The organism is Klebsiella sp. CN_Kp066 (assembly GCF_040065135.1).
In the GTDB taxonomy this organism is placed as follows: Bacteria; Pseudomonadota; Gammaproteobacteria; order Enterobacterales; family Enterobacteriaceae; genus Klebsiella; species Klebsiella oxytoca.
In genome coordinates this window covers 39,488-53,703 of sequence record NZ_JBEAIU010000026.1, presented here as the reverse complement: position 1 = coordinate 53,703, position 14,216 = coordinate 39,488, and the positions used below count along the sequence as shown (strand labels likewise).

The window sequence follows — 14,216 nt, the reverse complement described above, 5'->3', positions numbered from 1 at the left end:
GTTATTCGCTTACCGGTTGATGGACTTTTCGCGAAAAACGCAGCCGCAGACGGTCGAAGAACAGATAGACCACCGGCGTGGTATACAGGGTCAACAGCTGACTCATTACCAGACCGCCGACAATGGTGATCCCCAAGGGCTGGCGCAGCTCGGCGCCATCGCCGCCAGAGATAACCAGCGGCAGCGCGCCGAACAGCGCCGCCAGGGTGGTCATCATTATCGGCCGGAAACGCAGCAGACAGGCCTGGAAGATTGCCTCTTCCGGCGGCAGGTTGCCGTTGCGCTGCGCTTCCAGGGCAAAGTCGACCATCATGATGGCGTTTTTCTTCACAATGCCAATTAATAGCATAATCCCGATAAGCGCGATTAGGCTGAACGGGGCATCGAAAAGCTCCAGCGCCAGCAGCGCGCCGACGCCCGCGGACGGAATAGTCGACAGAATGGTTAGCGGATGAACGTAGCTCTCATAGAGGATCCCCAGCACGATATAGACCGTGGCGATAGCCGCCAGAATCAGGATCACCTGCGAGTTCATGGTCTCCTGGAACACCTGCGCGGTCCCGGCGAACGACCCGCGGACGCTGGACGGTACGCCAAGCTGGGTCATCGCCCGGATAATGGCGTCGCTGGCTTCTGACAGCGATTTGCCGGTAGGCAGGTTAAACGACACGGTCGATGCCGCCGACAGCCCCTGATGGTTCACCGACAGCGGGGCGTTGGCCGGCTGCCATTTGGCGAAATAGGATAGCGGGATCGGCTTGTCTTCGCTGTTGATCACAAACATTTTATCGAGGGCGCTGACGTCCTGGGTGTAGACCGGGTCGACCTGCATCACCACTTTATACTGGTTCAGCGGCTGGTAGATGGTTGAGATCTGCCGCTGACCGAAGGAGTTATTTAGCAGATTATTGGCGTCCTGCACGCTGATGCCGAGTCGCGACATGGTATCGCGGTCGTAGATCAGGTCCATCTCGGCGCCGTTATTCTGGCTGTCGGAGTTGACATCCGCCAGCTCCGGCAGCGCCGCCAGCGTTTTGCGGATTTTGGGTTCCCACTCCCGCAGCGCCGCAAGGTCGTCCGACAGCAGCGTGTACTGGTAGCTGGCGTTGGCCTGACGGCCGCCGACGCGGATATCCTGTACCGCCATCAGGAACAGGTTGGCCCCCGGCTCTTTGGCCAGCTTCTTCCGCAGCCGATCGATAATCTGCTGCGCCGTTTCATGGCGCTCATCGCGCGACTTCAGGGTGATAAACATCATCCCGCTGTTGACCCGCGAGCCGCCGGTAAAACCGGTGACGTTGTCCACCGCCGGATCTTCACGAATGATCTTCATAAAGTCCTCCAGCTTGCCGCGCATCGCCTGGAACGAGATGCTCTGATCGGCCTGGATCCCGCCCATCAGCACCCCGGTGTCCTGCTCCGGGAAGAAGGTTTTAGGAATCGAAATATAGAGCCAGACGCTCAGCGCGATGGTGCCAAGCAGCACCAGGCCGGTTAAGCGGCTATGCTTCAGTACCCACTTCAGCGACTTACCGTATCCGCCCTGAATCGCCACCAGCAGGCGGCCAACACCGCGCTTGCGCGTCGGCTCGTGCGGCTTGCCGCTTTTCAGCAGCCAGCCGCACATCATCGGCGTCAGGGTCAGGGAGACCGCCAGCGAGATGCCGATCGCCACCGACAGAGTAACGGCGAATTCGCGCAGCAGCCTTCCCGGCAGGCCGCCCATCAGCAGCAGCGGCAGGAATACCGCCACCAGCGACAGGCTCATCGACAGAACGGTAAATCCGACTTCCCGGCTCCCCTGCAGCGCCGCCTGCAGCGGCTTCATGCCCGCTTCGAGATGGCGGGAAATGTTTTCCAGCACCACGATGGCGTCATCAACCACGAAGCCGGTAGCGATGGTCAGCGCCATCAGCGACAGGTTGTTAAGGCTGAAGCCGCACAGGTACATGGCGGCGAAGGTGCCGATCAGCGAAACCGGAACCGCCACCGCCGGGATCAGCGTCGCGCGCCCCGAGCGGAGGAAGAGGAAGACCACGAGGATCACCAGCGCCACCGAGATCACCAGCGTTTGCTCAACTTCCTCCAGCGAGGCGCGGATGGTCGGCGAACGGTCCTGGGCGATTTGCAGATCGACAGAGGCCGGGATGGTGCGCTGTAGCTCCGGCAGACGGGCGCGAATGCTGTCCACCGTTTCAATGATATTGGCCTCCGGCAGCTTACGGATCATCAGCAAAATCGCCGGTTTGGCGTTAGTCATCCCGGCGTTGCGCACGTCCTGCACCGAATCGGTGACGTTGGCGACGTCGCCGAGGCGCACCGCCGCGCCGTTGTTGTAGTGCACGATCAGCGGCTGGTATTCGGCCGCGGTTTTCAGCTCGTCGTTGGTCGCCACCTGCCAGCGGTGGGTGGCATCTTCCAGCGCCCCCTGCGGTTTACGCACGTTGGCGTTGCTGATGGCGGTGCGCACCGCGTCGAGCGACACGCCCTGGTTAAACAGCGCCTGCGGGTTGAGGTCGACGCGCACAGCGGGCAGCGAACTGCCGCCGACGTCGACGTCGCCGACGCCGTCAATCTGGGCAATGGTCTGCGCCAGTTGGGTTGAGGCGAAGTCGTACAGCTCACCCTGGGACCAGGTATCCGAGGTGAGGGTGAGGATCATGATCGGCGCGTCTGACGGGTTGGCTTTGCGATAGGTCGGACGGCTCGGCATACCGCTCGGCAGCAGGCTTTGCGCAGCGTTAATCGCCGCCTGCACGTCGCGGGCCGCGCCGTTGATATCGCGGTCAAAGTTGAACTCAAGAATGATGCGCGTACTGCCGAGCGAGCTGGAGGAGGTCATCTCATTGACCCCGGCAATCCGCCCCAAAGAGCGCTCCAGCGGCGTCGCCACCGAAGAGGCCATAGTCTCCGGCGACGCGCCGGGCAGCGAGGCGCTGACCATGATAACCGGGAAGTCCACCTGCGGCAGCGGCGCTACCGGCAGCAGGCGAAAACCGAGGATGCCGCAGAGAGTAATGGCGAGCGAAATCAGAATCGTCGCCACCGGACGGTAAATGAAGAGCGCGAAAAACTTCACCTACGCCTCCTCTTCACGCCGCGGGAATCGGCTCTTCATATACAGCGACAGTCGGTCGAACAGCAGATAGATCACCGGGGTAGTGAACAGGGTCAGCACCTGGCTGAGCATCAGACCGCCGACCATGCCAATCCCCAGCGGACGGCGCAGCTCCGCGCCGACGCCGGTGCTGAGCATCAGCGGCAGCGCGCCGAGCAGGGCGGCGAGGGTGGTCATCAGGATGGGACGAAAGCGCAGCAGACAGGCCTGGTAGATAGCCTCGCGCGGCGGCATGCCCTGTTCGCGTTCGGCGGCCAGCGCGAAGTCGATCATCATGATGGCGTTTTTCTTGACGATGCCGATCAGCAGTATGATGCCGATAATCGCGATAACGTCCAGTTCGCTCCCCGCCAGCCACAGCGCCAGCAGCGCGCCCACGCCCGCCGTCGGCAGGGTGGAGAGAATCGTTATCGGGTGAATAAAGCTTTCATACAGTACCCCGAGGACGATATACATCGCCACTACCGCAGCGACCACCAGCCAGACGGTGCTGCCCAGCGCCGACTGGAAAGCCAGAGAGCTGCCCTGGAACTGGGTGCGGATATCGCTCGGGAATTCCAGCGCCTGTTCGGCGCCAAGGATGGCATCGACCGCATCGCCCAGCGAATAGTTATCCGGCACGTTAAACGAGATGGTGGTGACCGGGAACTGATCGAGATGGTTTATAGATAGCGGGGCAAAACGCTCCTCGACGCTGGCGATGGATTTCAGCGGCACAATCCCGCCGTCGCTGCTGGTCAGGCGAATATTATCCAGCGCCGCCAGCCCCGGCGTGGCCTGGGTATCATGCTCCAGCACCACGCGGTACTGATTCGCCTGGGTATAGATGGTGGAGATTAAACGCTGGCCGAAGGCGTTATACAGCGCATTATCGACGTCCGCCATGCTGATGCCGAGGCGGCTGGCGCTATCGCGGTCAACGTTGATATACGCCGCCAGGCCCTTGTCCTGCCAGTCGCTGCTGACGTCGGAGAGCTGCGGCAGCGCCTGCAGCCGGGTCAGCAGCTGAGGGACCCAGTTGCTGAGCGCATCCAGCGAGTTCGCCTGCAGGGTGAACTGGTACTGAGTGCGGCTGACGGTGGTGTCAATGGTCAGATCCTGCGTGGGCTGAAGGTAAAGCTCAATGCCGGGAATCCCGCTCACCGCGTTCTGCAGGCGGCCGATCACCGTCTGCACGCGATCGTCGCGCTCGTCCAGCGGCTTAAGGTTGATTTGCAGGCGGGCGCTGTTGAGCGCCGGGTTGGTGCCGTCAACCCCGACGTAGGAGGTCAGGCTTTCTACCGCCGGATCTTTGAGTATCGCCGCCGACACCTGCTGCTGGCGCTCGGCCATGTTGGCGAACGACGCCGACTGCGGCGCCTGCAGCGTACCCTGAATGATGCCGTTGTCCTGAATCGGGAAAAAGCCCTTCGGAATAAACACCCATAGCATAATCGACAGCACCAGGGTACCGAGGGCCACGCTCAGTGTCAGCCAGGGATGATTCAATACCCGGCTCAGCCAGCGGCCATAGACGGCGATCACCCGCTCAAAGAAACGCTCGCTGGCGCGCGAGAAGCGGTTCTGCTTGCGCAGCGACTCGTGGCTCAGCATGCGGGCGCACATCATCGGCGTCAGGGTCAGCGACACCACCGCGGAGATCAGGATCGCCACCGCCAGGGTAATGGCGAACTCGCGGAACAGGCGGCCAACGATATCGCCCATAAACAGCAGCGGGATCAGCACCGCAATCAGCGAGAAGGTCAACGAGATAATGGTAAAGCCAATCTCTCCGGCCCCTTTCAGGGCGGCGGCCAGCGGCTTTTCGCCTTTCTCGATATAGCGCGAGATGTTTTCGATCACCACGATAGCGTCATCGACCACAAAGCCGGTGGCGATGGTCAGGGCCATCAGCGTCAGGTTGTTAATCGAGAAATCGAGAAACACCATTACCGCAAAGGTGCCGACCAGCGATAGCGGCACGGCGATGCCGGGAATAATCGTCGCCGGGACGTTGCGCAGAAAGACGTAAATAATCATCACCACCAGGGCGATAGCCAGCATCAGCTCGAACTGGGTGTCGCTAACCGACGCCCGGATGTTGGTAGTGCGGTCGGAAAGCACCTGTACTTTGACTGATTTCGGCAGGCTTTCGGTCAACTGCGGCAGCATCTGGCGGATGCTGTCGGCGGTAGAGATAATATTGGCCCCCGGCTGGCGCTGGACGTTCATGACGATCGCCCGCTGATTGTTCGCCCATGCCCCGAGCCAGCTGTTTTCCGCGCCCTGTTCCACGGTGGCGACGTCGCCGAGGCGAATCGGCGCGCCGTTCTGCCAGGCGATAATCAGGCGGCGATAATCTTCTGCCGACTGCATCTGATCGTTGGCGGAGAGGGTCACCGCCCGCGCCGGGCCGTCAAGGCTCCCTTTCGCCGAGTTGACGTTGGCGCTGGTTATCGCGGTGCGCACCGTTTCGCTGGTCAGCCCGAGCGCGGCGATGGCCTGGGCGTTGAGCTTGACGCGTACCGCCGGGCGCTGGCCGCCCGCGAGGGTGACCAGCCCGACGCCGGAAACCTGGGAGATCTTCTGCGCCACGCGGGTCTCGACCATATCCTCGACCTGGGTCATCGGCACGGCGGAAGAGGTGACCGCGAGGGTCATAATCGGCGGATCGGCGGGGTTAACTTTGCTGTAGACCGGCGGGTTAGGCAGGTCAGAAGGCAGCAGGTTGGTGGCAGCGTTGATGGCCGCCTGTACTTCCTGTTCCGCGACGTCCAGCGGCAGCGTGAGCTGGAACTGGAGCGTGACCACCGACGCGCCGCCGGAGCTCTGGGAGGACATCTGCTTGAGGCCGGACATCTGGCCAAACTGGCGCTCCAGCGGGGCCGTCACGGATGAGGTCATCACGTCCGGGCTGGCGCCGGGATAGAGGGTTACCACCTGAATCGTCGGGTAGTCCACTTCCGGCAGCGCCGAAACCGGTAAGAATCGATAGCCGATAATCCCGGCCAGCATGATGGCCACCATTAACAGCGTCGTGGCGACCGGGCGCATGATAAACAGACGGGAAGGGCCGCCCGTACTGCTCGGCGGTAACACTTGCATCAGGAGCGCGCTCCTTTTTTACCGTATTCGCGGCTGGTGGCTTTTTCCGGCTCGGCGGCGGTTGCCGCATCGTGGGCTTCGACGACCTCAACTTTTGCGCCTTCCGTCAGACGATCGATCCCGTCAGTGACCACGCGATCGCCGGCGGAGAGACCGGCGTTGATCACCACTTTAAGACTGTCCTGAATACCCGGCGTGACGGTGTGCTTGCTGACCTTATTCTCGTCGTTCAGTACCCAGACGAAATGACCTTCGTTACCCATTTGCAGCGCGGCGGTTGGGATCACTACCGCGTTTTGCTCGGTATCGACCAGCATACGGGCGTTGACGAATTGATTGGGGAACAGGGCGTCATCAAGGTTTGTAAAGCGCGCTTTCAGCTTGATGGTGCCGGTGGTGGCGTCAATCTGGTTATCGAGGCTCAGCAGCGAGCCTTCGCTGATTTTCTGTTTATTGGTGCGGTCCCAGGCTTCGACCGCCAGCTTTTTCCCCGCCTTTTGCGCCTGTATGACGGTGGCAATTTGGTTTTCCGGCAGCGTAAAGACCACATCAATAGGGTGGGTTTGCGTCAGTACCACAATGCCGGTGGTGTCGCCGCTGGAGATCTGGTTGCCGATATCCACCTGTTTTAAGCCGACCCGGCCGTCAATCGGCGCGGTGATGCGGCTCCAGTTCAGCTGGAGCTGGGCGCTGGCGACAGCGGCTTCGTCCGCCTTAATCGTGCCCTGGGTTTCGCTGACCAGCGACTGCTGGGTATCCAGCTCCTGGCGCGACACCAGATTGGTTTTCACCAGCTGCTGGTAGCGTGCCAGATCGCGGCGGGCGTTGGCGAGGGTCGCCCGATCTTTGGCCAGTTGCCCCTCGGCCTGGGCGAGGGAGACTTTAAACTGGCTGGGATCGATTTCCGCGAGCAGATCGCCCGCTTTGACCTGCTGGCCTTCGGTAAAGTGGATCGCCAGAAGCTGGCCGTCGACTCGGCTGCGCACGGTGACGGTATTCGCCGCCGTCACGGTGCCGAGGCCGGAAAGGTAGCGCGGCACCGCTTCGCTGGTTGCGGTTGCCGCCTGTACCGGCGCGAGGGCGGCGCCAAAACGACCGGGCCGTCCGCCTCCGGGGCCCTGCTGACGCGCGCCTGTCGCCGTCGGCGCGCCGCTATTTGCCGCTTCGCGACCCTGCCAGAACCAGTACGCGGCGCCCGCGACGATCGCTACCACCAGCACGGCTGCCCAACGGCTTTTATTGCTACCTTTCATTAATTTGCTATCTCATCCTGAAACGTTTCACGGAATGATACTAGTTTAGTCAGCGAACGCCGCTTAAAAATGGAGGAATTATGAAAAGACTGTCCAGAAACGTCTGGAAAAAACGCTTTTCCTTGAGCCGGTTACGATGAATAGTTAGGCGAAAAATTCGCTTAACGATTTTGCTTAGCCGGGCGAGGAACCCGGTGAATTATCGCCGGTCATTCGCTGTTTCTTAAGGGTCACAGCGGAATGCGTCGCAGCCAGGCTGATATACAGCGTGAATAAGCGGCCCCGGGGCGTGATTCAGCCTGATTGGCAGGCGCATCTGTTTAATAATCAAATTCACTCAAGATTTTGCTTTAAGCAATGCGACCACTATCAGAGGGTTCTTTATGCATTTTACCCAAGCTATCGCCCGTCTACCGGCCGCCACCTGCGGCGCAGGACAAACTACCGCCCAACTGGGCGCGCCGGATATCGCTGCCACCACGCGCCAGTTTCTCGCCTATGTAGAGACCCTTCTGCAGCTCGGCCTGAAGGTCACCGTGCTTCCTGCCGCGGCGGAATATCCCGATGCGCACTTTGTTGAAGATACCGCGGTGGTCATGCCGGAACTGGCGGTGATTACTCATCCGGGCGCGCCGAGCCGTCAGGGCGAAGTCGATACCATTGCGCCGGTGCTGGCGGGGTTTCGTCCACTGGTGCAGATGAGCGAAAGCGGACATATGGACGGCGGCGACGTGCTGCTGGTGGGCAAACGATTTTTTATCGGCCTGACGGCGCGTACCGATGAGCAGGGGATCCGCGAATTTGCCGCCGCCGTTGAGCCGCACGGCTACACGGTGACGGCGATTGAAGTGAGCGCCGGTCTGCATCTGAAATCGATCGTCAACTATGTGGGCCGCAATACGCTGCTGCTGACGGAAGGCTACGTTAACCATCCGGCGTTTAGCGGCTTCAACCGTATCGTGATCCCGGAGGAAGAGGCCTACGCCGGAAATACGCTGTGGATCAACGATACCTTAATTACGCCGCAGGGCTACCCCTGTACCCTGGGCGAAATCAGCAAGCTGGGAATGCCTGTCGTGCAGCTCGACACCAGCGAATTTAAGAAAATGGATGGCGGCCTGACCTGCCTCTCACTGCGTTTTTAATTTTTGCGCCGACACCGGGGAGATCGAAATGAAACTACGCCTTGCCGCACTACTGGCCTGCATGGCGCTCAGCGCGCCGCTGGCCGCCCAGCAGTTTGATACCATTAGCTTTGGCGTCGATGGCGGCTATCCGCCGTTTGACGTACTGGCCCCCAGCGGTGAAATTACCGGTTTTGATATTGATATCGCCAACGCGCTGTGCACCCAGCTAAAAGCCAAATGCGTTTTCGTTAAGCAGCCGTTCGAAAGCATGATTGCCGCTCTCAACGCGCATAAATTCGATGCCATTATCGCTTCGCTCAATATGACCGATGCGCGTAAAAAGGAAGTGGACTTCACCGACCGCTACTACCGCAGCGCAGCGCAGCTGGTGGCGCGCAAAGGTAGCCCGCTGCTGCCTGAGGTCGCCAGCCTGAAAGGCAAGACCGTCGGCGTCCAGACCGGTTCCACCCATGAAGCGTTTGCGAAGGCTAACTGGGCCAACCACGGCGTGAAGATCGTCAGCTACGCGAATCAGGATAACGTCTACCTCGACCTGCTCTCCGGACGTATTGACGCCGCTTTGCAGGATAATATCCAGGCGGCGACCGGCTTTATTGATACCCCGCGCGGGCAGAAATTCGCTTTTGCCGGTCCGGTCATTCAGGACGGCGGCATCTCCTCCGATGTGGGGATTGCGGTCAATAAAGATAATCCGGCGCTGCGGGATGCCCTAAACGGCGCTATCAAGGCTATTCGCGCCGATGGCACCTACGACGCTATCCAGAAAAAATACTTTAGCATTGATATTTATGGCAAATAAGCCGTGAAGGCGAGGGCGCAGGCGCTGGCTTGCGCCCCTTTACGGCACCCGTGGAAGGCTGAACATGGTCGCAGACTATTTACCCTTACTGTTACGCGGCGCGGCGCTTTCGCTGTGCGTGATGCTCTGCTCATTGCTGGTCGCGCTGCTGCTGGGCCTGATCAACTCGCTGGTTAAACTCTTTGGCCCGCCGTGGCTGCGCCTGTTTTCCACCGCCTACACCACCCTGGTACGCGGTATTCCCGAGCTGGTGATTATGCTACTGCTGTTTTTCGGCGGCGAGATGCTGGTTAACCTGCTGCTGGCAGCGGTGGGGCTGGGGCCGGTGCGCTTCAATACCTTTTTTTCCGGCGTGCTGGCGATTGGCTTTGTGTTCGGCGCCTATTACACCGAGACCTTTCGCGGCGCATTTCTGACCGTCGATCGCGGGCAAACCGAAGCCGCGCAGGCCTACGGAATGCGCCCGTGGACGGTATTTCGCCGGGTGATGCTGCCGCAGATGCTAAGCTTCGCGATTCCCGGGATCAATAATAACTGGCTGGGGCTGATGAAAGCGTCGGCGCTGGTGTCGATCCTGGGTCTGGAGGACATGGTATGGCTGGCCGAGCAGGCCGGGCGCGCTACGCAAAAACCGTTCCTCTTCTATTTCCTGGTTTCCCTGATTTATATGGTCATTACCGCGCTCTCCAGCTGGTTGTTTAGCCGCCTGGCGAAGCGTTATGCGCTGCGTTCTTCCACGGCGGGGGCCGCGCTATGAATCTGCAAACCTTTCTCGATGCGATCCCGAGCTTTATCTGGAGCGATGGCAACGGCGCCGCCAGCGGGCTGGCGATAACGGCGGAGCTGTTTTTGCTCTCCATCGTTCCCGGGATGGCGCTGGCGATTGCGATGGCGGTGGGGCAGGTGTACGGCCCGCGCGCGCTGGCGCTGCCCATCCGTGGTTTTACGTATTTTTTCCGCAGCACGCCGCTCTATCTGCAACTGATGCTGATTTACTACGGCCTGTCGCAGTTCGATATCGTGCAGACGGGTTGGATGAACGAGCAGCCGTTCTGGCTGCTGTTTCGCGATGCGACCTTCTGCGCCACGCTGGCGCTGGTGCTGAACACCTCCGCTTACGTCGCGGAGCTGCTGGCGGGGATGATGCTGACCTTTCCCCGTCAGGAGTGGGTTGCCGGAGAAGCCTATGGGATGGGGAAATGGCAGATTATTCGTCGTCTGGTGCTGCCCGCGACGCTCAGACGCGGGATCCCGGCGCTGAATAATGAAATGGTCTTTTTGCTCCACGCCACCTCGCTGGCCAGCACGGTAACCCTGCTGGATATTACCGGCGTGGCCCGCGCGTTCTACGCCATGACCTGGTCGCCGTTTATTCCGTTTCTGATGGCCGCGGCGCTCTATCTCCTGTGCACCTTTCTGCTGATTTTCGCCTTTTCCCGCGCCGAACGGCGCTGGCTGGCGTTTATCCGCCGCGGCTAATCAGGAGCGCTTAATCGCCTGTAGTTCGGTCAGGGTAACGATTTTATCAACGTGAAACTTTTTACTGGTCAGCCAGCTATCCGCCAGCTGGCAATAGTGCGCCATGCTGCGACAGCCGATGCGTACCAGAAAGTCGAAGCTGCCGCTTACCAGCCAGCAGTCCAGCACTTCGGGCGTCTGGCGCATCTCCTGTTCAAATACCGGCTGCGAGCGGCCGTGGTCGGCCAGGGCGATTTGCGCCTGCACCACAAACGCATGCTCCGGCTCGGGCAGTTCGATAATGGCGCTGTAGCCGCGAATGATGCCGTCACGCTCGAGGCCGCGCACGCGTTCCAGACATGGACGCGCGGTGAGATTTACCTGCTCCGAGAGCTTCTGATAAGAAATGCGGCCATCCCGGCGCAGGATTTCAAGGATCTTATGATCGATACGGTCAAGCCGGGTTTTCTTTTCCACAGATGGGACGTCCAATGAAAATTAAACACGATACATTACCTCAACATGCGCTCGGTGGGCAGCGGCAATTAAGCCATTTTCATTTCGGCGCGCCCGGCGCCGGCGAGAAAGTCTATCTGCAGGCGGGGCTGCACGCCGATGAAATTCCGGGCATGCTGGTTCTGCATTATCTTAAAAGATTACTCAGCCAGGCGGAACGACGGGGCGAGCTGCGCGGTGAAATTATTATGGTGCCGGTAGCCAATCCGCCGGGGCTGGCTCAGCTGCTGCTTAACAGCGGCATTGGCCGTTTCGATCTGGCGAGCGGGCGCAATTTCAACCGCGACTTTCCCGATCTGGCGGCGCTGGCGCAGCCCTGGCTACCCGCGGAATCGCCCGCTACGCGCGCCGAATATCTCCAGCAGGTGCGCGATGCCATGCAGAAGGCGCTGGCGGCGCTTCCCGTGGCAAGCGAGGTTCAGGCCCTGCGTCAACATCTGCTGAGCCTCGCCTGCGATGCCGATCTGGTGCTCGATCTCCATTGCGATGACCAGGCGATTTTGCACCTTTACGCCGATCCGGCCTGGCAACGCGAGGCGAACGTACTGGCGGCTTTTCTCGGTATTGGCGCCGTGCTGCTGTCCCAGGAGAGCGGGGGCAACTCGTTTGATGAGGCCTGCGGCCTGCCGTGGCAGAGTTTGAGCGCGCTAAACCCGGCGTGGGGCCCGCAGCAGCCCGGCTGTATGGCGGTGACCGTGGAGCTGCGCGGCCAGCACGAGGTGAATCACGCTACCGCCTGCGACGACGCCGAACGTATTTACCGTTATCTGCAGTACCGCGGCGTGCTGGCGGGCGACAAGCCTGCGGTGCCGCAGCAGGAAACGGTGATGCTGCCGTTTGCTGCCGGGGAGATTGTCACCGCGCCGGCGACCGGCATCCTGGTGCCGCTAAAACAGCCGGGCGAATGGGTCAGCGCCGACGATGTCGTCGCGGAAATCATCGACCCGCTGACCGATATGGTCAAAGCGGTGCGGCCGACATCGGGCGGGCTGATTTATGCCAGCCGGCGGGCGCCGTTTGTCACGCTGGGGGCGGAAATAATGAAAATCGCCGGCGAGCAGCCGTTCAGCGGCGGCGGCGGGCTGGCGATGTAAGCGGACAGCATCCCTGAGCGTATTTTTGCCCGCCGTCGGCCGTGGCGGAATGAACTTGCTTGATGCACGTCAACGAGCACATCAACTTTTACTATAAAAACTAAAAAAAGAGTTGTAACCCCGTCTGCTTTTATTCAATTTATGTGATGAATGTTTGGTGTGCTCCAATAAATAAAATATATGCACATTGATAACAACACGTTAAATAAATCAGGGGTTAATTTTTGTGGCAAGTGCAAACAAACTCACGCTGTTCATCGTTATCTTTATGCTGTTGGGGATCCTCTCCGGCGCGGCCATTCACGCATACGCCGCGCAAACGACCATAACCGCATGGTCTGAAAATATTACGCTGCTGACCGACGTATTCCTGCGCCTGATTAAAATGGTGATTGCGCCATTAGTCTTCAGTACGCTCACCGTCGGCATTATGCGGCTTGGCGAAACGGCTACCATTGGGCGGGTCGGCGGTAAAGCCATGGTGTGGTTTGTTACCTCTTCGATTCTCTCCATTCTGGTTGGGCTGGTGATTGTTACCCTTGAGCACCCCGGCGCCGGGTTGAATCTGGCAATTCCGAAAGAGTCGGTCGATACCGGCCTGGCGGTGAGCGGGATGAGCCTGAAAGGCTTTCTGACGCACACTATTCCGACCAGCATTACCGAAGCGATGGCCAACAACGAAATTCTGCAAATCGTGGTGTTCTCAATGTTCTTCGGCATTGCCGGAGCGTCGCTGGGGGAAAAATTCAACGCTCCGCTGGTGGCGGCCCTGAACGTGGTTTCCCATATTATGCTGAAGGTCACCGGGTACGTGATGTACGTGGCACCGCTGGCGATTTTTGCCGCCATCTCTTCGGTTATCGCCTCGCAGGGGCTGGGGATCCTGCTTAACTATGCTTCGTTCATCGGCGGTTACTACGTTGCAGTGCTGCTGACCAGCATGGTGCTGCTGGCGGTGGGATATATGGTGCTGAAAAAAGAGGTTTTTCGCCTGCTTAATATGCTGAAAGATCCGGTACTGGTGGCGTTTACCACCAGCAGCTCAGAAGCTGCCTATCCGAAGACCCTTGAGCGCCTCGTGGAGTTCGGCTGCTCGCGTAATATCGCGTCGTTCGTGCTGCCCATCGGCTACTCCTTTAACCTCGTCGGCTCGATGGTGTACTGCTCGTTTGCCGCGATGTTTATCGCTCAGGCCTACAATATTCATCTGAGCTTTAGCGAGATCACCGTGATGATGCTGACCCTGATGCTGGCATCAAAGGGAATCGCCGGGGTGCCGCGCTCGGCGCTGGTGGTGCTGGCCGCGACCATCCCAAGCTTCAATATCCCGGTGGCGGGTATTTTGCTGCTGATGGGTATTGACCATTTTCTCGATATGGGGCGTTCCGCGATTAACGTGCTGGGGAATGGGATCGCGACGGCGATGCTGTCAAAAAATGAAGGTCTGTTGCAGGAAGAGGTCGCGGAAGAAGAAGCCGCGGCTCAGCAGGTCGAGGCCTGATCGTCGTGCGCCCTCTCTGACGGGGGCGCGCTTCGTCATAAAAAAGAGGCCCCTAACAGGCACGCAAGGGGCAATGTGACGAAGTAACAGATTCCTCGATAAAGACGTTTTTCTTATGGCTAAAAACACGCTACGGTATTTTCATATCAAGGAACCGGATCATGTTACTGCTGCGCGTAACACCAGAGTAGATATTTTTCATCTCACTGATATTTTTTCGGATTCCCGACCCTTACAAGCCGTCA

10 protein-coding genes are annotated in these 14,216 nt (G+C 59.7%); 6 read left to right on the top strand and 4 right to left on the bottom strand.

The features are described from left to right. Nucleotide 1 precedes the first annotated feature (1 nt). Genes mdtC through ABLV75_RS07760 form a run of 3 tightly spaced genes read right to left on the bottom strand, consistent with a single transcriptional unit; the run spans nucleotide 2 to nucleotide 7,455 of the window. Nucleotides 2-3,079: a multidrug efflux RND transporter permease subunit MdtC gene (mdtC, locus tag ABLV75_RS07770; RefSeq protein ID WP_004103738.1), complete on the bottom strand. Its 3,078-nt coding sequence runs from the start codon at nucleotides 3,077-3,079 to the stop codon at nucleotides 2-4. Next, nucleotides 3,080-6,202, bottom strand: coding sequence for an MdtB/MuxB family multidrug efflux RND transporter permease subunit (locus ABLV75_RS07765; RefSeq protein WP_004103737.1), 3,123 nt, complete (start codon nucleotides 6,200-6,202; stop codon nucleotides 3,080-3,082). Beyond that, on the bottom strand, nucleotides 6,202-7,455 hold the full coding sequence (locus tag ABLV75_RS07760) for an MdtA/MuxA family multidrug efflux RND transporter periplasmic adaptor subunit (protein ID WP_196090134.1): 1,254 nt from the start codon (nucleotides 7,453-7,455) through the stop codon (nucleotides 6,202-6,204). Before ABLV75_RS07760 ends, ABLV75_RS07765 begins: the two co-directional genes overlap by 1 nt. A 383-nt stretch (nucleotides 7,456-7,838) precedes the next feature. Between ABLV75_RS07760 and ABLV75_RS07755 the strand changes: the two genes are divergently transcribed. The 4 genes from ABLV75_RS07755 (at nucleotide 7,839) to ABLV75_RS07740 (ending at nucleotide 10,881) form a co-directional block, all read left to right on the top strand. Continuing rightward, on the top strand, nucleotides 7,839-8,600 hold the full coding sequence (locus tag ABLV75_RS07755; protein ID WP_053065039.1) for an amidinotransferase: 762 nt from the start codon (nucleotides 7,839-7,841) through the stop codon (nucleotides 8,598-8,600). 28 nt (nucleotides 8,601-8,628) lie between these two features. After that, nucleotides 8,629-9,402, top strand: a complete 774-nt coding sequence (locus tag ABLV75_RS07750) for an ABC transporter substrate-binding protein (RefSeq protein ID WP_016809226.1) — start codon at nucleotides 8,629-8,631, stop codon at nucleotides 9,400-9,402. Nucleotides 9,403-9,466: 64 nt separating this feature from the next. Beyond that, nucleotides 9,467-10,159, top strand: a complete 693-nt coding sequence (locus ABLV75_RS07745; RefSeq protein WP_004103729.1) for an ABC transporter permease subunit — start codon at nucleotides 9,467-9,469, stop codon at nucleotides 10,157-10,159. After that, a complete protein-coding gene (locus ABLV75_RS07740) occupies nucleotides 10,156-10,881 on the top strand; it encodes an ABC transporter permease subunit (protein WP_016809225.1) in 726 nt (241 codons plus the stop codon). The genes ABLV75_RS07745 and ABLV75_RS07740 overlap by 4 nt, the downstream gene beginning before the upstream one ends. Here ABLV75_RS07740 and ABLV75_RS07735 read toward each other — a convergent pair whose 3' ends face one another. After that, nucleotides 10,882-11,337, bottom strand: a complete 456-nt coding sequence (locus tag ABLV75_RS07735; RefSeq protein WP_004103726.1) for an Lrp/AsnC family transcriptional regulator — start codon at nucleotides 11,335-11,337, stop codon at nucleotides 10,882-10,884. It lies immediately after the preceding gene. Nucleotides 11,338-11,351: 14 nt separating this feature from the next. Between ABLV75_RS07735 and ABLV75_RS07730 the strand changes: the two genes are divergently transcribed. Then, entirely contained in the window at nucleotides 11,352-12,470 is a 1,119-nt protein-coding gene (locus ABLV75_RS07730; RefSeq protein WP_126489326.1) for a succinylglutamate desuccinylase/aspartoacylase family protein, read from the top strand. Between the two features lie 226 nt (nucleotides 12,471-12,696). Further along, nucleotides 12,697-13,971, top strand: a complete 1,275-nt coding sequence (locus tag ABLV75_RS07725; RefSeq protein WP_004113990.1) for a dicarboxylate/amino acid:cation symporter — start codon at nucleotides 12,697-12,699, stop codon at nucleotides 13,969-13,971. Nucleotides 13,972-14,216 lie beyond the last annotated feature (245 nt).